Source organism: Candidatus Pantoea communis, from assembly GCF_011752685.1.
GTDB lineage: Bacteria > Pseudomonadota > Gammaproteobacteria > Enterobacterales > Enterobacteriaceae > Pantoea > Pantoea communis.
This window is the reverse complement of sequence record NZ_VWXC01000006.1, coordinates 218,363-237,127: the sequence shown is the minus strand read 5'-3', so window position 1 is coordinate 237,127 and position 18,765 is coordinate 218,363. Positions and strand designations below refer to the sequence as shown.

Below are 18,765 nucleotides of genomic sequence, written 5' to 3'. Positions count from 1 at the left end.
TAATCCTTAAATCTCGACCTGCGTGCCCAGCTCGATCACGCGATTAGGCGGGATTTCAAACTGATCCGGCGCACGCAGCGCATTGCGTTGCAGCGCAAGGAACAGTTTGCCGCGCAGACGCAGATACCACGGGCGATCGCCAATAATCAGCGATTCATGGGACATGAAGAATGAGGTTTCCATCATGCGGCAGTTGAGACCTTCCAGCCCGCAGCGGTGGAAAATTTCTTCCACGTTCGGGGTTTCACGCCAGCCGTAACTCGCCACCACGCGCCAGAAGGTGGGCGATAGCTGTTCGATGGTAACGCGACGCACGTTATGCACGTAAGGCGCATCCTCAGTACGTAGCGTCAGCAGTACCACACGCTCATGCAGCACTTTGTTGTGCTTGAGATTATGCAGCATGGCAAAAGGGATCACGTTCAGGGCACGCGACATATAGACTGCGGTGCCCGGCACGCGTACCGGCGGAGATTTCTCCAGCGAAGCGATCATCGCTTCAAGCGAATTGCCGTGCTCATGCATACGACGCAACAGGCGGAAGCGCTCGCTTTTCCAGGTGGTCATAACGATAAACATCATCAGTGCCAGGGTCAGCGGCAGCCAACCGCCGGAGAACACTTTGACCAGGTTTGCCGAGAACAAGGACACGTCAATACACAGCATGCCAATCAGAATCAGCACCACCAGATAACGGTTCCAGTGCCAGTTCTGAATTGCCACCGTGGAGCAGAGAATCGCAGTCAGCACCATGGTGCCGGTTACCGCGATGCCGTAAGCCGCCGCCAGGTTACTGGAGTGCTCAAAGCCAACAATCACGATCACCACGGAGAAGTAGAGCAGCCAGTTGATTACCGGAATGTAAATCTGACCCGATTCTTCTTCCGAGGTGTGCACGATACGCATCGGCGGGAGATAGCCTAAACGCACCGCCTGACGTGTTAAGGAGAACACACCAGAGATCACCGCCTGCGAGGCGATAACCGTGGCCAGCGTCGCCAGAATCAGCATGGGAATCAGCATCCAGTCTGGCGCCAGCAGGAAGAAGGGGTTTTTGATCGCTTCGGGATGTTTAAGTAGCAGCGCGCCCTGACCAAAGTAGTTCAGCACCAGCGAGGGCAGCACCACGATAAACCAGGCAAGACGAATCGGGAATTTGCCGAAGTGCCCCATATCCGCATACAGCGCTTCCACACCGGTAATGGCCAATACCACCGCGCCGAGCGCAAAGAACGACACCGTTTTGTACTGGATAAAGAAGTGCATCGCCCAATACGGGTTCATGGCATGCAGCACATCAGGGTTACTGATGATGCTACGCGCGCCCAGCACAGCCAGAATGATAAACCACACCAGCATCACCGGCGCAAACAGCTTACCCACGATGCCGGTACCGTGCTTCTGAATCACAAACAGCAGCGTCAGCACTGCAATCGCAAGCGGAACGATATACGCATCCAGGCTCGGTGCCGCAATCTCCAGCCCTTCAATCGCCGACAATACCGAGACGGCGGGCGTGATCACCACTTCACCATAGAAGAAGCTGCCACCAATCAGCCCCATGATGACAAGAATCGCCGTCGCACGTGCACCGGTATTGCGCCCGGCCAGTGACATCAAGGTCAGGATCCCGCCTTCACCGGCGTTATCGGCACGCATCACGTAGCTGATGTATTTCAGTGATACCACCAAAATCAGCAACCAGAAGATCAGCGAGAGAAAGCCAAATACCGCTTCGCGTTCTACGCCAAAGCCGAACTGACCGGAGAGACATTCACGCAAAGTATAGAGCGGGCTGGTACCGATATCGCCATACACCACGCCAATCGCGGCGAGTGTGACTGCGCCAAGGGACTGCTTCTTATCCGAGCTCATAAGTTGTCTTTTGTTGGAGCCGATGAGGCACTTGCCTACCGCTCAGGCCATCAAAAAGCGCACAGTATGCACATATTCCCAAAAAAACCTACTCTTACAACATGTCATCATGACGTCAGCGAGGCGGTTTTTCGCCGAAATTAGGCGCCAAAAACCGTCTGAAGCAGCGAGTTCTCTCGCCTCAACCTTCTGAAACAAAAAAGCTGACGGCTATCAACGCAATCAAGCATGATAACCAGTAGAGTATTGCGCTCGCCAGAATATGACGGCTCCAGGATCAGAAGGACAATGATGTGATTATGGCTCAACCCCATCTTTTGGCAGAAAGAATTTCTCGCCTGAGTAACGCCCTGGAGAAAGGGCTGTATGAACGGCATCATGCGATCCGCCTGTGCTTATTAGCTGCACTCAGTGGCGAGAGCGTATTTTTGCTGGGGCCGCCCGGCATTGCCAAGAGCTTGATTGCCCGCCGCCTGAAATACGCCTTCCAACACGCCCGCGCCTTTGAATACCTGATGACCCGTTTTTCTACCCCTGAAGAAGTGTTTGGCCCGCTGTCGATTCAGGCGTTAAAAGATGAAGGTCGTTATCAGCGATTAACCAAAGGCTATCTGCCGGATGCCGAAATCGTCTTCCTTGATGAAATCTGGAAAGCCGGCCCGGCGATATTGAACACCTTACTCACCGCCATCAACGAACGCCGCTTTCGCAATGGCGACAGCGAAGAAAAGATTCCGATGCGCCTGCTGGTGACCGCTTCCAACGAATTGCCGGAGGCCGATAGCGGGCTGGAAGCCTTGTATGATCGCATGTTGATTCGCCTATGGCTGGATAACGTGCATGAGAAGCAGAACTTCCGCAGCATGCTCACCCACCAGCAGGACGAAAATGATAATCCGGTGACGGAAGCGCTGCGCATCAGTGATGAAGAGTATCACCAGTGGCAGAAAGGCATCAGCCAGGTCTCCTTACCTGATCATGTGTTTGAGCTGATTTACCAACTGCGTCAGCAACTGGAGAATTTGCCCAGCGCACCTTACATTTCCGATCGCCGCTGGAAAAAAGCGATTCATCTGCTGCAGGCCAGTGCGTTTTACAGTGGCCGCGTGACCATTGCGCCGATCGATCTGATTCTGCTCAAGGATTGCCTGTGGCATGACGTCGCATCGATGCAGCTATTGGATCGCGAAATTGATGCTTTGATGACCCAGCACGCCTGGCAACAGCAGGCGTTGCTGCACAAATTGCAGCAGATCAAAGCACGTCGTCTCGCCTTGCAACAGCAGCAGAGCGTGGCACAAGCGCTGACGCTGGAGAAACACAGCGGTATGTTTAGCCGCAAACCCCATTACGAATTGCCTGCTGCCATCAGCGATGAACAACTGACGCTCATGCTGCAACAGCCGTTAACGCTGCACGACATGCAAGTGACGCATGTGCTGATTGCCCGTGAAGCCTTAACCCAGTGGCTGATTAAAGGCGGTGAAATTCGCGGCAAACTGAATGGCATTGGTTTTGGCCAGACGCTGGATCTGCTGGTGGATGCCCATCACTGCCTGACGCTACGCGATGTCAGCCTGCAATCCACACGCTTAACGTTGCCCGGAGCCAGCAACAGTAGCGACATGCCGCAGGAAATCCAGGATGAATACGAAGCGCTGGATACCCAGCTCCGCGCACAGCGCACGCTGTTTAGCCAGCACCAGCGCTGCTTGTTTATCAGCGATGACTGGCTGGCACGTATTGAAACCAGCCTGCAGGATGTGGCAGAACAGCTGAAACAGGCGCGTAAATGATCTCACTGGAGACGCTGAGCACGCTGTTATCGATTGGCGAAACGGAGTTAATCGAAGAGTTGATTCTGGCCCTGCTCGCGTCGCCACAGCTGGCGCTGTTCTTTGAAAAATTTCCGCGCATGAAACAAGCCTTAATGCGCGATTTACCCCGCTGGCGCACTGAAATCGCGGAACAGATGAAAACCACGCCGGTGCCGGAAGCGCTGGCGCAGGAGTTTCAGCTGTTTCAGCAAATGCAATTGATCAGCACGCAGGATTTCAGCCACCAGCTTCCCCACATTATGTCGCAGCTAAAAAACCTGCCGTCGCCATTTCTCGAAGAAGCCAGCAAACTGCTGCTGCACAACGAAGCTGAACAACTGAGCAATGCTCAGCACACGCTGTTTTTGCAACGCTGGCGACTCAGCCTGACGCTGCAAACGCTCACGCTCAACGAAACCCTTCTTGAGGAGCAGCGCGAACGTCTGATGGCCGAGCTGCAGCAACGGATGGCAATCAGTGGCCAGCTGGCGCCAATCCTTACCGACGATGATGAAGCCGCAGCCGGACGTTTGTGGGATATGAGCAAAGCGTCACTTCAGCACGGTGATTATGAGCTGATTGTGCAATATGGCGATTTCCTCGCACAGCAGCCGGAATTAATGAAACTGGCGCAGCAGTTGGGCCGCAGCCGCGAAGCCAAATCGGTGCCGTCGCAGGATGCACCGCTGGAAGAATTTCACCAACTGGTGCGTGAGCCCGATCATGTGCCGGAAGAGGTCAGCGGTATTCATCAGAGCGATGACGTACTGCGTCTGTTACCGCCTGAGCTGGCGGCGCTGAGCATCAGTGAGCTGGAGCTGGAATTTTATCGTCGCCTGGTGGAAAAACGCCTGCTGACTTACCAGTTACAAGGTGATGCCTGGCACGAGAAAGTCACACTGCGCCCGGTCAGCCACCAGCAACATGAAGCGCAGCCGCGCGGGCCATTTATCGTCTGCGTCGATACTTCGGGTTCAATGGGAGGATTCAACGAACGCTGCGCCAAAGCCTTCTGCCTTGCGCTGTTAAAGGTGGCATTAGCCGATAAGCGCCGCTGCTACATCATGCTGTTCGCTCACGAAGTGATTGGCTACGAACTCACTGCCGATAGCGGCATTGAGCAGGCTATCCGTTTTCTTAGCCAACGTTTTCGTGGTGGCACCGATCTGGCGGCTTGCCTTGCTGCGGTGGTTAAACGTATGGAGGGCAGCGTCTGGGATGAGGCCGATGCGGTGATCGTGTCGGATTTTATCGCCCAGCGTTTACCGGATGACACCATCAACGCGATCAAGCAACGCCAGCGCCAGCATCAACAACGTTTCCACGCGGTGGCGATGTCGCTTCACGGTAAACCGGGCATTCTGCGTATCTTCGATCATATCTGGCGCTTCGATACCGGACTGAAAAGCCGCCTGCTGCGCCGCTGGAAACGCTAATTCATCTGGCAGAAATGCTTATTTGCTATAGTGAATAGTTCGCACACTGAGCATCTGGAGCATCTTGTGAACACCGCCCAACTTCCTGCACCGACCCGCACTTTGCAGCTCTCCGGCCAAAACGCCGAACAAAAACGGAGCGAGCTGCTGGCGTATTTCACCCAAACCTGGGAGCTGTACGAAAGCCTGTTTGATTGCCTTGCCGACGAACGCGCGTATTTCAACAAAGCGATCTCATTACGCCATCCGCTGATCTTCTACTTTGGCCACACCGCTACGTTCTATATGAATAAGCTGATGGCGGGTCGCTATCTGGACAACCGCGTGGACGATCGCATCGAAGCCATGATGGCAATCGGCGTGGACGAGATGAGCTGGGACGATCTCAACGACAGCCATTACGCCTGGCCGACGGTCGAAGAGGTGCGTGACTACCGTGGAAAAGTCAAAAACCTGGTGAGCGAGTTTATTCGCACCATGCCGCTGGAACTGCCGATCACCTGGGAAAGCCCGGCGTGGGTGGTATTGATGGGCATTGAACATGAGCGTATCCACCTGGAAACCTCCAGCGTGCTCATCCGCCAGCTTCCGATCGAATGGGTAAAACCGCAGGCGCATTGGCCGGTTTGTCCGCAGACGCGCCACGATCGCGCATCGGTTCCGGATAACTCGCTGATTGCGATGCCTGGCGGTCGCGTGCAACAAGGCAAAACGGATGACACTTACGGCTGGGATAACGAATACGGCAATCAGGTAACTGAACTCAAACCATTTAAGGCCAGTAAAATGCTGGTCAGCAACGCCGAGTTTTATCGCTTTATCGCCGCTAACGGCTATCAGGATCAGCGCTGGTGGGATGAGGAAGGCTGGGGCTGGCGTGAATTCTCTGGCGCGCAAATGCCCACCTTCTGGGTCGGCGAGATTACGCAACCCGATCAACTGAAACTGCGCTTAATGGCTGAAGAAGTCGCTCTGCCGTGGGACTGGCCAGCGGAAGTGAATCAGCTTGAAGCCGCCGCGTTTTGTCGCTGGCTGGCGGAAGAGACGGGTAAATCTATTCAACTCCCTTGTGAAGCCGAATGGATGCAGCTACGCGAACAGGTGAGCGGCGATCAGCCCGACTGGATCGAGGCGCCCGGCAATATCAATCTGGCCTATTGGGCTTCATCCAGTCCTGTGGATCGCTTTGCGCAGGGCGAGTTTTTCGACATTGTTGGCAACGTCTGGCAGTGGACCACAACGCCAACTAACGGTTTCGAAGGTTTCAAAGTTCATCCGCTGTATGACGATTTCTCAACGCCGACCTTTGATGGCAAACACGCGCTGATTAAAGGTGGCAGTTGGATTTCCACCGGCAACGAGGCGTTAAAATCGGCTCGTTATGCCTTCCGTCGTCATTTCTTCCAGCACGCCGGTTTCCGCTATGTGGTCTCCTCACATGAAGAGACCATGGCACTCAATCCGTATGAAACGGACAGCATGGTGTCACAGTATCTCGATTTCCAGTACGGTCCGGGCTACTACAACGTGCCGAATTACGCCGTGGCGCTGGTGGAAAAACTGCTGCCGCACTGCAAACAACGTGGTGCGGCACTGGATCTCGGCTGCGCGACCGGCCGTGCCAGTTTTGAACTGGCACGCCATTTCGCGACGGTCACAGGCATGGATTATTCCGCGCGCTTTATTGATGTAGCGCTGCAGCTGACCTCCGGTGAGGACTTCCGCTATGTGGTGCCGGAAGAGGGCGAGCTGGTGGAATATCGCCAGGTGCGCCTGAAGGACTTCAATATTAGTGACGAGCAAGCGGCGCGCATTCAGTTTGTGCAGGGCGACGCCTGTAATCTTAAACCGCAGCCGGATCGTTACGATCTGGTATTGGCTTCAAACCTGATCGATCGTCTGCGTCAGCCAAAACGTTTCCTGCAGGACGTCATCCCGATGATCCGCTCTGGCGGGCTTTTGGTGCTTTCGTCGCCTTATACCTGGCTGGAGGAATTCACGCCGAAGGAGAACTGGCTGGGCGGCGTGCGTGAGAACGGTGAAGCTTTGACGACCTATCAGGCATTGCAGCGTTTGCTGCGTGATGCCTTTGAAGAAGTGGTGCCGCCGCAGGATGTGCCGTTTGTGATCCGCGAGACGGCGCGCAAGTATCAACATACCGAAGCGCAGCTCACAATCTGGCGTAAGCGATAAAAAAAGCGTGCAGACTGTGGTTACCCCGCGGTCTGCACCTTGCCTGCACTGCTAATTTGCTGCACATTCTCCACTGTTCATAGAAGAAGAACTTAAAGAGGATGGATGATGGCAGAACAACTGCAACTGGATAACCTTGATCGCGGCATTCTCAATGCGCTGTTGGAAAACGCGCGCACCGCATATGCCGAGCTGGCCAAACAGTTCAATGTCAGCCCCGGCACCATTCACGTACGCGTAGAAAAAATGCGCCAGGCAGGCATTATCCTGGGCACTCGTGTTGAAATCGATCCTCGTCAGTTGGGTTTTGATGTCTGCTGTTTTATCGGCATCATTCTGAAAAGCGCCCGCGATTATCCCGCAGCACTCAGCAAGCTGGAAGCGCTGGATGAAGTGGTAGAAGCCTGGTACACCACCGGCCACTACAGCATCTTTATTAAGGTGATGTGCCGATCCATCGATGCACTTCAGCAGGTGTTGATCAACAAGATCCAGACCATAGACGAAATCCAGTCCACCGAAACCCTGATCTCGTTGCAAAACCCGATCATGCGTACCATCAAGCCGTAATTCCCTCTCTTTCCTGTGCACAACCTTTTCCCAGGCGGATCACTTGTGTGATGCGCCTTGTCGGCTGATGCTTTCTGTTATTAACCCTGTTTTCCACAGGTGGATCACGGCTTGATCACAGCGTACAATGCTCGCCTTTAGTGCGGGAGAAGATCATGGCCGATATTACCTTAATCAGTGGCAGTACCCTTGGCAGCGCCGAATACGTCGCCGAACATCTGGAAGCAAAACTGCAGGAAGCGGGCTTTTCAACCGAGGTGCTGCACGGTCCAGAGCTGGACGAGCTGCCACAGGAAGGGATCTGGCTGATTGTGACTTCCACGCACGGTGCGGGCGAACTGCCAGACAATCTGCTTCCTTTATATGAAGCCTTGCAGGAAACGCAGCCGGACCTTTCCGCGGTACGTTATGGCGCAGTGGGTATCGGCAACCATGAATATGACCTTTTCTGCGGTGCCATTAAACTGCTGGAAGATCAGCTCAACCAGTTAGGCGCCAAACGCATTGGCGATCGCCTGGAGATCGACGTTCTCGAACATGAGATTCCTGAGGATCCGGCTGAAGTGTGGGTTGAGACCTGGAAAACGCAAATTTAAGACGATCTTTGCCGGTTGGGGATCGGGAAAAGTGAACGATCCCCAGTTTATTTCGCTGTTTTATTGTTTTTTTTATGCCATTGTCTGTGGATAACACAGCCTTAATCTTGCGTATAACCGGTAGTTATCCCAATAACAACTCGTGATGCTTTTTTCGGCTGTGTATAAGTCGCCATTTAGATCCCAGCTTATACGGATCAGGATCACCGATCATTCACAGCAAGCGATCCTCTCTAATCCTCTGTTAATGCTTTGCTTTTCGGGGTTATCAACAGACCCTGACGATCCTAATAAGAGATCTAACAGAGAGATCATATAAAAGAATAAAGATCCTTTCTTTTAAACCGCAGGATCCCGCGGCTTTCGCAGTCGACAGAATTTCAGTAGAATCCACCGCCCAGGGCAATGATCCCTGTCCGAACATTAACGAGGACCCACTTCATGTTTTATCCAGATCCTTTTGACGTCATCGTAATCGGTGGTGGTCATGCGGGCACAGAAGCCGCGATGGCCGCTGCCCGAATGGGTCAGCAAACGCTGTTACTCACCCATAACATTGATACGCTTGGACAAATGTCCTGCAACCCGGCGATTGGTGGCATTGGGAAAGGACACCTGGTGAAGGAAGTGGATGCCTTAGGCGGTTTGATGGCGACAGCAATTGACCAGGCCGGTATTCAGTTTAGGATACTAAACGCGAGCAAAGGCCCTGCTGTGCGGGCAACGCGTGCGCAAGCCGACCGCGTGCTCTATCGCCAGGCAGTACGTACGGCGTTGGAGAACCAGCCGAACCTGATGATCTTCCAGCAGGCCGTTGACGATCTGATTGTGGAGAACGATCGCGTCGTCGGTGCTGTCACGCAGATGGGCCTGAAATTCCGTGCCAAAAGTGTGGTGCTGACAGTCGGGACATTCCTTGACGGCAAAATTCATATTGGTCTGGATAACTACAGCGGTGGCCGTGCTGGCGATCCGCCATCCATTCCACTGGCGAAACGCCTGCGTGCTTTGCCGCTGCGCGTAAATCGTCTGAAAACTGGTACGCCGCCCCGTATTGACGCACGCACCATCGATTTTTCGGTGCTGACACCACAGCATGGCGATACGCCAATGCCGGTGTTCTCGTTTATGGGTAATGTTTCTCAGCATCCGCAACAAGTTCCATGCTGGATCACCCATACCAACGAACAAACGCACGATGTGATCCGCAATAACCTCGATCGCAGCCCGATGTATGCCGGGATCATTGAAGGGATCGGACCACGTTACTGCCCATCGATCGAAGACAAAGTGATGCGCTTTGCCGATCGTAATGCGCATCAGATCTTCCTTGAACCGGAAGGGCTGACCAGCAACGAGATCTACCCGAACGGTATCTCCACCAGCTTGCCGTTTGACGTGCAGATGCAGATCGTCCGTTCGATGAAAGGTCTGGAGAACGCAAAGATTGTGCGGCCAGGCTATGCCATCGAGTACGATTTCTTCGATCCGCGCGATCTGAAGCCGACGCTGGAAAGCAAATTTATCCACGGGCTGTTCTTTGCCGGTCAGATTAACGGCACCACCGGCTATGAAGAAGCTGCGGCGCAGGGCTTGCTGGCCGGTTTGAACGCTGCACGTGCCTCAGCAGACAAAGAGGGCTGGGCGCCGCGTCGCGACCAGGCTTATCTCGGTGTGCTGGTTGACGATCTCTGCACGCTCGGCACCAAAGAGCCGTACCGCATGTTTACCTCGCGTGCGGAATATCGTTTGATGCTGCGCGAAGACAACGCCGATCTGCGTTTGACAGAAAAAGGCCGCGAGTTGGGTCTGGTCGATGATGCGCGTTGGGCGCGTTATAACCAGAAGCTGGAAGCGATTGAGCAGGAGCGCCAGCGCCTGCGCGATCTGTGGGTACATCCGAAATCAGACAATGTGGGCGAAGTGAATAGCGTCATCAGTGCGCCACTGACGAAAGAAGCCAGCGGTGAAGATCTGTTGCGTCGCCCGGAAATGACCTACGAACTGCTGATGACGTTACCGAGTTATGGCCCGGCATTATCTGACGAGCAATCTGCAGAGCAGGTTGAGATTCAGGTGAAGTATGAAGGGTACATTGCACGCCAGCAGGAAGAAATTGACCGCCAGCAACGCAACGAAAACACCTTGCTGCCTGGCGATCTCGACTATCGTCAGGTTAATGGCTTGTCGAATGAAGTGATCGCCAAACTCAACGATCACAAACCTACCTCCATTGGGCAGGCCTCGCGTATTTCAGGTATTACACCAGCAGCGATCTCCATTTTGCTGATTTACCTGAAAAAACAGGGCCTGCTGCGTAAAAGTGCCTGATCGACCCTGGGGCGAGGTCACTCGCCCCCGTTTATGGAACGTTCCTTGTGATTAACAAACTCTCCCAGCTGCTCGATGCGGCAAATATTTCACTTACCGATCAACAAAAACAGCAGCTCGTCGGCTATGTAGAATTGCTGCATAAGTGGAACAAGGCGTACAACCTGACATCGGTGCGCGATCCGCAGCAGATGCTGGTGCGCCATATTCTCGACAGCGTGGTCGTCGAACCGCATTTACAAGGCGAGCGCTTTATTGATGTGGGCACCGGGCCGGGTCTGCCAGGGATTCCGTTAGCCATTGTCCGTCCGCAGGCGCATTTTACGCTGCTGGATAGCCTGGGAAAACGCATCCGTTTCCTGCGTCAGGTACAACATGAGTTAGGGCTCACTAACATCACCCCGGTACAAAGTCGTGTGGAAGAGTTCCCCGCAGAACCACCGTTTGATGGCGTTATCAGCCGTGCCTTTGCTTCGCTGGAAGACATGCTGAACTGGTGCCATCATTTACCGGGCACCTCAGGCCGCTTCTACGCACTGAAGGGGGTGCGTCCGGATGATGAAATTTCAGCCTTGCCTGCGGGCTTTGTGGTGGAGAAGATTGAATCACTGCATGTGCCAGAACTGGATGGTGAACGTCATTTAGTGGTGCTGTCTCGCCAATAGCCATAAAGAAGGTGCGGATTTAACACCAACCGCACCTTTAGTCAGTGAAAACGTCCTGAATAAAAAAACAGCAGTTGAACACTTTTAGTCAAAAGCTTTTATTCGGCAGGGCAGGGTGAGACGGTTAACAAGCGCCACGGAAATTATCCGAAAAGCTCTGTTACATTTAACGAACATTTCACATTTCATTATCAGTTAGATCACTTTATTGGCTGTATTTACCTGCGCAAATAGTCACGTCAGAAAATATAACTCTGCAATAAATCGGCGTGCGTAATATCAGTTTTACGTTTTTATTGCGATGTACGATGTCAATAGAGTGTTTTTATCGAAAATCATGACCTGATACCGAATGGATAATTCTATCGTTATGATAAAAAACAGCTTTCATCACTTTTGAAATCTTAAAATTCATGCTTAAAACAAATTCATTCGCCAGCCTATTGCCTATAATGTGATCTGAAGCACGCTTTAAAAGCAAGCCAACAAGGCAATTTCAGCGATTTAGCTGAGTCATAGTGGAAGGTGATGTTTTGAAAAATAGCCCTCCAGAAAGAAATTTAAATAATTGTTCACCTTTTCGCTACTTACCGATTGAAATCGCAGGTGGCGCCCGTATAATTTGCACGGCTTTTGCTGCTTGACTCAAATGAGTAAAGGCAGTCTTATACGACACGCGACATACCCCGTTCGGGGCAGGAGAGTTCAACGCCATGTCAGTGTCTCTTTACAGTGTGAAATTAGCCCGGACCGTGCTGGTGATCCAGCTGGTGACGTTTGTCATCATCGGTGCACTCTTTACTCTGAAAGATGTTATCTGGGGCGCCTCCGCCATCGCGGGTGGAGCGGCAGCCTGGCTGCCGAATGTGTTGTTTATGTTTTTAGCCTGGCGCCTGCAGGATCAAACGCCTGCCAAAGGTCGTGTGGCCTGGAGCTTCGCCCTCGGTGAAGTGTTGAAGGTCTTCACGACAGTCATTCTTCTCATGGTGGCGTTAGGTGTGTTTGGAGCGGTCTTCTGGCCTCTCGCAATCACTTGGTTATCGGTGCTGGTGGTGCAGATCGTCGCGCCGGCTGTAATTAACAACAAAGGGTAAGAGGCATCATGGCTGCTGGAGAAATCTCTACTCCGCAAGAATACATAGGTCACCACCTGAATAACCTTCAGCTGGACCTGCGTACTTTCGAGTTGGTGAATCCGCACGACGCTCCTGCGACGTTCTGGGTATTAAATATCGATTCCATGTTTTTCTCTGTGGTACTGGGACTGCTTTTCCTGGTGTTGTTCCGTAAAGTGGCAAAAAGCGCCACCAGCGGTGTGCCAGGGAAACTTCAAGCGGCTATCGAACTGGTTGTCGGTTTCGTTGATAACAACGTTCGCGACATGTACCACGGTAAAAGCAAACTTATCGCCCCGCTGGCTCTGACAATTTTTGTCTGGGTCTTCCTGATGAACTTCATGGATCTGCTGCCTATCGATTTGCTGCCGTTTATCGGTGAGCACTATCTTGGCCTGCCAGCGCTGCGCGTTGTGCCGTCTGCAGATGTGAACATCACGCTGTCTATGGCGTTGGGCGTCTTTATTTTGATTCTGTTCTACAGCATCAAAATGAAAGGCATTGGCGGCTTCACCAAAGAACTGACGCTGCAGCCTTTTAATCACCCGATCTTCATCCCAATCAACCTGATTCTTGAAGGTGTTAGCCTGCTGTCTAAACCGGTTTCACTCGGTCTGCGACTGTTCGGCAACATGTATGCGGGTGAACTGATCTTTATCCTGATTGCCGGCTTGCTGCCGTGGTGGTCGCAGTGGGTGTTGAATGTGCCATGGGCCATTTTCCACATCCTGATCATTTCGCTGCAGGCTTTCATTTTCATGGTCCTCACGATCGTCTATCTGTCGATGGCATCTGAAGAACATTGATTTTTTTATCTCAACACTAAGCTTTTAACTGAAACAAACTGGAGACTGTCATGGAAAACCTGAATATGGATCTGCTGTACATGGCTGCCGCTGTGATGATGGGCCTGGCGGCAATCGGTGCTGCGATCGGTATCGGCATCCTCGGAGGCAAATTCCTGGAAGGCGCTGCGCGTCAACCGGATCTGATTCCTCTGCTGCGTACGCAGTTCTTTGTTGTAATGGGTCTGGTGGATGCAATCCCAATGATCGCTGTAGGTCTGGGTCTCTACGTGATGTTTGCGGTCGCCTAAACCTGGTAGCCTTGTTCACTCATGGCACCCGGTGTGATGAGGAACGGATTCTGCCGTTTATCGCTGATAGCGGCAGAGCAAGTTAACTTAATAAGAGGCATTGTGCTGTGAACATTAATGCAACAATCCTCGGCCAGGCCATCGCGTTCATTCTGTTTGTCGCGTTCTGCATGAAGTACGTATGGCCGCCGATCATGGCTGCCATCGAGAAGCGTCAGAAAGAAATTGCTGATGGCCTTGCTTCTGCTGAGCGCGCGAAGAAAGATTTAGATCTCGCGCAGGCCAATGCGACCGACCAGCTGAAAAAAGCGAAAGAAGACGCTCAGGTCATTATCGAGCAGGCGAACAAACGCCGTGCACAGATTCTGGACGAAGCGAAAACCGAAGCTGAGACTGAACGTAACCGCATCGTGGCACAAGCGCAGGCAGAAATCGAAGCCGAGCGTTCACGTGCCCGTGAAGAGCTGCGTAAGCAAGTCGCGTTGCTGGCATTAGCTGGCGCCGAGAAAATCATCGAACGTTCCGTGGATGAAGCTGCTAACAGCGACATCGTTGATAAACTGGTCGCTGAACTGTAAGGAGGGAGGGGCTGATGTCTGATCTGATTACTGTAGCTCGCCCCTACGCCAAAGCAGCTTTTGACTTTGCTGTTGAGCATCAAAGTATCGATCGTTGGCAGACCATGCTGGCGTTTGCCGCTGAAGTGGCTCGCAACGAACAGATGGCAGATCTTCTTTCCGGTGCGCTCGCGCCGGAAGCTTTGTCTGCTTCTTTCAACGCGGTATGTGGCGATCAACTTGATGAACCCGCTCAGAACCTGATTAAGGTAATGGCGGAAAACGGACGTTTGACAGCACTTCCAGCGGTACTGGAACAGTACATCCAACTGCGTGACGCTTATGAAGCGACCGCCGAAGTGGATGTGATTTCTGCCAGTACCCTGAGTGACAGCCAGCTGAGTAAAATCAGCGCCGCGATGGAAAAACGTCTGTCACGCAAAGTTAAGCTGAATTGCAAAATTGACAAGTCTGTAATGGCAGGTGTGGTTATCCGTGCGGGTGACCTGGTCATTGATGGTAGCGTACGCGGCCGTCTTGATCGTCTGGCAGACGTCTTGCAGTCTTAAGGGGACTGGAGCATATGCAACTGAATTCCACCGAAATCAGCGAACTGATCAAGCAGCGCATTGCTCAGTTCAATGTGGTGAGCGAAGCTCACAACGAAGGTACTATTGTTTCTGTAAGTGACGGTATCATCCGCGTACACGGCCTGGCCGATGTGATGCAGGGTGAGATGATTGCCCTGCCGGGCAACCGTTACGCTATCGCACTGAACCTCGAGCGTGACTCGGTTGGTGCAGTAGTGATGGGCCCGTACGCTGACCTCGCCGAAGGCATGAAGGTTAAATGTACTGGCCGTATTCTTGAAGTTCCAGTTGGCCGTGGCCTGCTGGGCCGTGTGGTGAACACCCTGGGTGCACCGATCGACGGTAAAGGCGCAATCGACAACGACGGCTTCTCGCCGGTTGAAGTGATTGCACCGGGCGTTATCGACCGTCAGTCAGTAGACCAGCCTGTTCAGACCGGTTACAAATCTGTCGATGCGATGATTCCAATCGGCCGTGGCCAGCGTGAGCTGATCATCGGTGACCGTCAGACCGGTAAAACCGCAATGGCAATCGACGCCATCATCAACCAGCGCGATTCAGGCATCAAGTGTGTCTACGTTGCGATTGGCCAGAAAGCGTCAACCATTTCTAACGTGGTACGTAAGCTGGAAGAACACGGCGCGTTGGCTAACACCATCGTCGTTGTGGCTTCTGCTTCTGAATCCGCTGCACTGCAATACCTGGCGCCATACGCCGGTTGCGCAATGGGTGAGTACTTCCGTGACCGCGGTGAAGATGCCCTGATCGTATACGATGACCTGTCTAAGCAGGCTGTTGCTTACCGTCAGATTTCACTGCTGCTGCGCCGTCCACCAGGTCGTGAAGCATTCCCAGGCGACGTGTTCTATCTCCACTCTCGTCTGCTGGAGCGTGCATCACGCGTAAGCGCTGACTACGTTGAGCGTTTCACTAACGGTGATGTGAAAGGCCAGACCGGTTCTCTGACCGCGCTGCCAATCATCGAAACTCAGGCGGGTGACGTTTCTGCGTTCGTTCCGACCAACGTAATCTCGATTACTGATGGTCAGATCTTCCTTGAATCGAACCTGTTCAACTCCGGTATTCGTCCAGCCGTTAACCCGGGTATCTCTGTATCCCGTGTTGGTGGTGCTGCACAGACCAAGATCATCAAGAAACTGTCCGGTGGTATCCGTACCGCGCTGGCACAGTATCGTGAACTGGCTGCGTTCTCTCAGTTCGCATCCGATCTGGACGATGCAACGCGTAAACAGCTGAGCCACGGTCAGAAAGTGACCGAGCTGCTGAAACAGAAACAGTATGCGCCGATGTCTGTCGCGCAACAGGGTCTGGTGCTGTTTGCTGCTGAGCGCGGCTTCCTGAACGACGTTGAACTGGCGAAAATCGGCAGCTTCGAAGCCGCTCTGCTGGCGTTCGCAGACCGCGATCACGCCGAGCTGATGGCTGAAATCAACCAAGCGGGCAACTTTAATAACGAAATCGAAGAGAAGCTGAAAGGCCTCCTCGAAACGTTTAAAGCAACCCAGTCCTGGTAATGTCTGGCGGCTTGTCTGAAAAGGCAGGCCGCAAGGCTTTGAGGAGAAGCTAATGGCCGGTGCAAAAGAGATACGTACCAAGATTGGAAGCGTAAAAAATACGCAGAAGATCACCAAAGCGATGGAAATGGTCGCCGCCTCCAAAATGCGTAAAACGCAGGAACGCATGGCGGCCAGCCGTCCGTATGCAGATACCATGCGCAAAGTGATTGGTCACCTTGCTCTCGGTAATCTGGAATACAAGCACCCTTACCTGGATGAGCGTGACGTTAAGCGCGTCGGCTACCTGGTCGTTTCGACTGACCGCGGGCTTTGTGGTGGTTTGAACATTAACCTGTTCAAAAAATTGCTGGCAGATATGAAGGGCTGGGCTGATAAAGGTGTACAGAGCGATCTGGCCGTTATTGGTTCTAAAGGCAATTCATTCTTCGGCTCTGTCGGTGGCAACATCGTGGCACAGGTCACTGGTATGGGCGACAAGCCTGCACTGTCTGATCTTATCGGCCCGGTAAAAGTGATGTTGCAGGCCTATGATGAAGGCCGCATCGACAAGCTGTATATCGTCAGCAACAAGTTTAATAACACCATGTCTCAGACTCCGACCATTACCCAACTGCTGCCGTTACCGCCAGCGGAAGGTGAAGAAGAGATGAAGGCGAAGACCTGGGATTACCTGTACGAACCCGATCCGAAAGCGCTGCTGGATACCCTGCTGCGCCGTTATGTCGAATCGCAGGTTTATCAGGGTGTGGTGGAAAACCTGGCCAGTGAGCAGGCTGCACGTATGGTGGCAATGAAAGCAGCAACCGATAACGGCGGAAACCTGATCAAAGAGCTGCAGTTGGTTTACAACAAAGCTCGTCAGGCCAGCATCACCCAGGAACTTACCGAGATCGTCTCGGGAGCCTCCGCGGTTTAACCAGGCATATATCCTGTCGCGCGAGCGCGGCCGGATATTCTCGTATTAGGTAGAGGATTCAAGATGGCAGCTGGAAAGATTGTCCAGATTATCGGCGCCGTAGTTGACGTCGAATTCCCTCAGGACGCGGTACCGCAGGTATATAGCGCGCTTGAGGTTCAAAATGGTGACGCTCGTCTGGTGCTGGAAGTTCAGCAGCAGCTGGGTGGTGGCGTGGTTCGTACCATCGCCATGGGTACTTCTGACGGCCTGAAGCGCGGTCTGCAAGTTACCGACCTGAAAAAACCGATCCAGGTACCGGTTGGTAAAGCAACCCTCGGCCGTATCATGAACGTATTGGGCGAACCAATCGACATGAAAGGCGACCTGCAGAATGACGACGGCACCACCGTAGAGGTTTCCTCTATTCACCGTGCTGCGCCTTCTTATGAAGATCAGTCTAACTCGCAAGAGCTGCTGGAAACCGGCATTAAGGTTATCGACCTGATGTGTCCGTTCGCTAAGGGCGGTAAAGTCGGTCTGTTCGGTGGTGCGGGTGTAGGTAAAACCGTAAACATGATGGAGCTGATCCGTAACATCGCGGCTGAGCACTCAGGTTACTCGGTATTTGCTGGTGTGGGTGAACGTACTCGTGAGGGTAACGACTTCTACCACGAAATGACTGACTCCAACGTTATCGATAAAGTAGCGCTGGTGTATGGCCAGATGAACGAGCCGCCGGGTAACCGTCTGCGCGTAGCACTGACCGGTCTGACCATGGCGGAGAAATTCCGTGATGAAGGCCGTGACGTTCTGCTGTTCATCGACAACATCTACCGTTACACCCTGGCCGGTACTGAAGTATCAGCACTGCTGGGTCGTATGCCATCTGCGGTAGGCTACCAGCCAACGCTGGCAGAAGAGATGGGTGTGTTGCAGGAGCGTATTACCTCCACTAAGACGGGTTCAATCACCTCTGTACAGGCCGTTTACGTTCCTGCGGATGACTTGACTGACCCATCACCAGCAACCACCTTTGCTCACTTAGACTCAACCGTTACGCTGAGCCGTCAGATCGCCTCTCTGGGTATCTACCCAGCCGTTGACCCGCTGGATTCAACCAGCCGTCAGCTGGATCCACTGATCGTGGGTCAGGAGCACTACGACGTTGCGCGTGGCGTGCAGTCTCTGCTGCAGCGTTACCAGGAACTGAAAGACATCATCGCCATCCTCGGTATGGACGAGCTGTCTGAAGAAGACAAACTGTTGGTGGCACGTGCGCGTAAGATTCAGCGCTTCCTGTCTCAGCCGTTCTTCGTTGCTGAAGTCTTCACCGGTTCTCCAGGTAAGTACGTGACCCTGAAAGACACGATTCGTGGCTTCAAAGGCATCATGGAAGGCGAATTCGACCACCTGCCAGAGCAGGCGTTCTACATGGTCGGCGCTATCGAAGAAGCTGTAGAAAAAGCGAAGAAACTGTAATAACGGTTT

General features: G+C 53.1%; 16 protein-coding genes. 15 read left to right on the top strand and 1 reads right to left on the bottom strand.

Translation table 11 applies throughout. The annotated features are described in order from the left end of the window. Positions 1–6: 6 nt before the first annotated feature. Positions 7–1,875: a low affinity potassium transporter Kup gene (gene kup / locus F3J37_RS10835; protein ID WP_034830061.1), complete on the bottom strand. Its 1,869-nt coding sequence runs from the start codon at positions 1,873–1,875 to the stop codon at positions 7–9. A gap of 299 nt (positions 1,876–2,174) precedes the next feature. On the opposite strand from kup, the gene ravA reads away from it, so the two are divergent. From ravA to atpD, 15 genes are all read left to right on the top strand, one after another. After that, on the top strand, positions 2,175–3,671 hold the full coding sequence (gene ravA, locus F3J37_RS10830) for an ATPase RavA (protein WP_034830059.1): 1,497 nt from the start codon (positions 2,175–2,177) through the stop codon (positions 3,669–3,671). Then, positions 3,668–5,128: an ATPase RavA stimulator ViaA gene (viaA, locus tag F3J37_RS10825; protein WP_034830057.1), complete on the top strand. Its 1,461-nt coding sequence runs from the start codon at positions 3,668–3,670 to the stop codon at positions 5,126–5,128. The genes ravA and viaA overlap by 4 nt, the downstream gene beginning before the upstream one ends. Before the next feature lie 66 nt (positions 5,129–5,194). Further along, entirely contained in the window at positions 5,195–7,321 is a 2,127-nt protein-coding gene (gene ovoA / locus F3J37_RS10820) for a 5-histidylcysteine sulfoxide synthase (protein ID WP_166933376.1), read from the top strand. A 108-nt stretch (positions 7,322–7,429) separates the two neighbouring features. Beyond that, the gene (asnC, locus tag F3J37_RS10815; RefSeq protein ID WP_034830053.1) at positions 7,430–7,891 is read left to right on the top strand and encodes a transcriptional regulator AsnC; all 462 of its coding nucleotides are present in this window, start codon (positions 7,430–7,432) and stop codon (positions 7,889–7,891) included. A gap of 155 nt (positions 7,892–8,046) precedes the next feature. Continuing rightward, positions 8,047–8,487 carry an FMN-binding protein MioC gene (gene mioC / locus F3J37_RS10810; RefSeq protein WP_034830052.1) on the top strand — a complete coding sequence of 147 codons (441 nt, stop codon included), beginning with the start codon at positions 8,047–8,049 and terminating at the stop codon, positions 8,485–8,487. A 441-nt stretch (positions 8,488–8,928) separates the two neighbouring features. Further along, positions 8,929–10,818, top strand: coding sequence for a tRNA uridine-5-carboxymethylaminomethyl(34) synthesis enzyme MnmG (gene mnmG / locus F3J37_RS10805; RefSeq protein WP_166933374.1), 1,890 nt, complete (start codon positions 8,929–8,931; stop codon positions 10,816–10,818). A 47-nt stretch (positions 10,819–10,865) separates the two neighbouring features. Next, positions 10,866–11,483, top strand: coding sequence for a 16S rRNA (guanine(527)-N(7))-methyltransferase RsmG (gene rsmG / locus F3J37_RS10800; protein ID WP_038643976.1), 618 nt, complete (start codon positions 10,866–10,868; stop codon positions 11,481–11,483). 713 nt (positions 11,484–12,196) lie between these two features. Further along, positions 12,197–12,577, top strand: coding sequence for a F0F1 ATP synthase subunit I (atpI, locus tag F3J37_RS10795; protein WP_034830047.1), 381 nt, complete (start codon positions 12,197–12,199; stop codon positions 12,575–12,577). A gap of 8 nt (positions 12,578–12,585) precedes the next feature. Beyond that, entirely contained in the window at positions 12,586–13,404 is an 819-nt protein-coding gene (gene atpB, locus F3J37_RS10790) for a F0F1 ATP synthase subunit A (RefSeq protein ID WP_034830046.1), read from the top strand. 50 nt (positions 13,405–13,454) lie between these two features. Next, the gene (atpE, locus tag F3J37_RS10785) at positions 13,455–13,694 is read left to right on the top strand and encodes a F0F1 ATP synthase subunit C (RefSeq protein WP_003849523.1); all 240 of its coding nucleotides are present in this window, start codon (positions 13,455–13,457) and stop codon (positions 13,692–13,694) included. Positions 13,695–13,801: 107 nt separating this feature from the next. Further along, entirely contained in the window at positions 13,802–14,272 is a 471-nt protein-coding gene (gene atpF / locus F3J37_RS10780; protein ID WP_034830044.1) for a F0F1 ATP synthase subunit B, read from the top strand. A gap of 14 nt (positions 14,273–14,286) precedes the next feature. After that, positions 14,287–14,820: a F0F1 ATP synthase subunit delta gene (gene atpH, locus F3J37_RS10775; protein ID WP_034830043.1), complete on the top strand. Its 534-nt coding sequence runs from the start codon at positions 14,287–14,289 to the stop codon at positions 14,818–14,820. 14 nt (positions 14,821–14,834) lie between these two features. Further along, on the top strand, positions 14,835–16,376 hold the full coding sequence (atpA, locus tag F3J37_RS10770) for a F0F1 ATP synthase subunit alpha (protein WP_166933372.1): 1,542 nt from the start codon (positions 14,835–14,837) through the stop codon (positions 16,374–16,376). Positions 16,377–16,428: 52 nt separating this feature from the next. Next, positions 16,429–17,295 carry a F0F1 ATP synthase subunit gamma gene (gene atpG / locus F3J37_RS10765; RefSeq protein ID WP_034830040.1) on the top strand — a complete coding sequence of 289 codons (867 nt, stop codon included), beginning with the start codon at positions 16,429–16,431 and terminating at the stop codon, positions 17,293–17,295. 63 nt (positions 17,296–17,358) lie between these two features. Continuing rightward, positions 17,359–18,756, top strand: coding sequence for a F0F1 ATP synthase subunit beta (gene atpD, locus F3J37_RS10760; RefSeq protein WP_034830039.1), 1,398 nt, complete (start codon positions 17,359–17,361; stop codon positions 18,754–18,756). Positions 18,757–18,765: the final 9 nt, after the last annotated feature.

Bases quoted from the DNA above. Each gene is read 5' to 3' on its own strand.
- atpG (WP_034830040.1), top strand. From the start codon at position 16,429: ATGGCCGGTGCAAAAGAGATACGTACCAAGATTGGAAGCGTAAAAAAT.
- atpI (WP_034830047.1), top strand. From the start codon at position 12,197: ATGTCAGTGTCTCTTTACAGTGTGAAATTAGCCCGGACCGTGCTGGTG.
- mnmG (WP_166933374.1), top strand. From the start codon at position 8,929: ATGTTTTATCCAGATCCTTTTGACGTCATCGTAATCGGTGGTGGTCAT.
- viaA (WP_034830057.1), top strand. From the start codon at position 3,668: ATGATCTCACTGGAGACGCTGAGCACGCTGTTATCGATTGGCGAAACG.
- atpA (WP_166933372.1), top strand. From the start codon at position 14,835: ATGCAACTGAATTCCACCGAAATCAGCGAACTGATCAAGCAGCGCATT.
- atpB (WP_034830046.1), top strand. From the start codon at position 12,586: ATGGCTGCTGGAGAAATCTCTACTCCGCAAGAATACATAGGTCACCAC.
- ravA (WP_034830059.1), top strand. From the start codon at position 2,175: ATGGCTCAACCCCATCTTTTGGCAGAAAGAATTTCTCGCCTGAGTAAC.
- atpH (WP_034830043.1), top strand. From the start codon at position 14,287: ATGTCTGATCTGATTACTGTAGCTCGCCCCTACGCCAAAGCAGCTTTT.
- mioC (WP_034830052.1), top strand. From the start codon at position 8,047: ATGGCCGATATTACCTTAATCAGTGGCAGTACCCTTGGCAGCGCCGAA.
- kup (WP_034830061.1), bottom strand. From the start codon at position 1,875: ATGAGCTCGGATAAGAAGCAGTCCCTTGGCGCAGTCACACTCGCCGCG.
- atpD (WP_034830039.1), top strand. From the start codon at position 17,359: ATGGCAGCTGGAAAGATTGTCCAGATTATCGGCGCCGTAGTTGACGTC.
- asnC (WP_034830053.1), top strand. From the start codon at position 7,430: ATGGCAGAACAACTGCAACTGGATAACCTTGATCGCGGCATTCTCAAT.
- atpE (WP_003849523.1), top strand. From the start codon at position 13,455: ATGGAAAACCTGAATATGGATCTGCTGTACATGGCTGCCGCTGTGATG.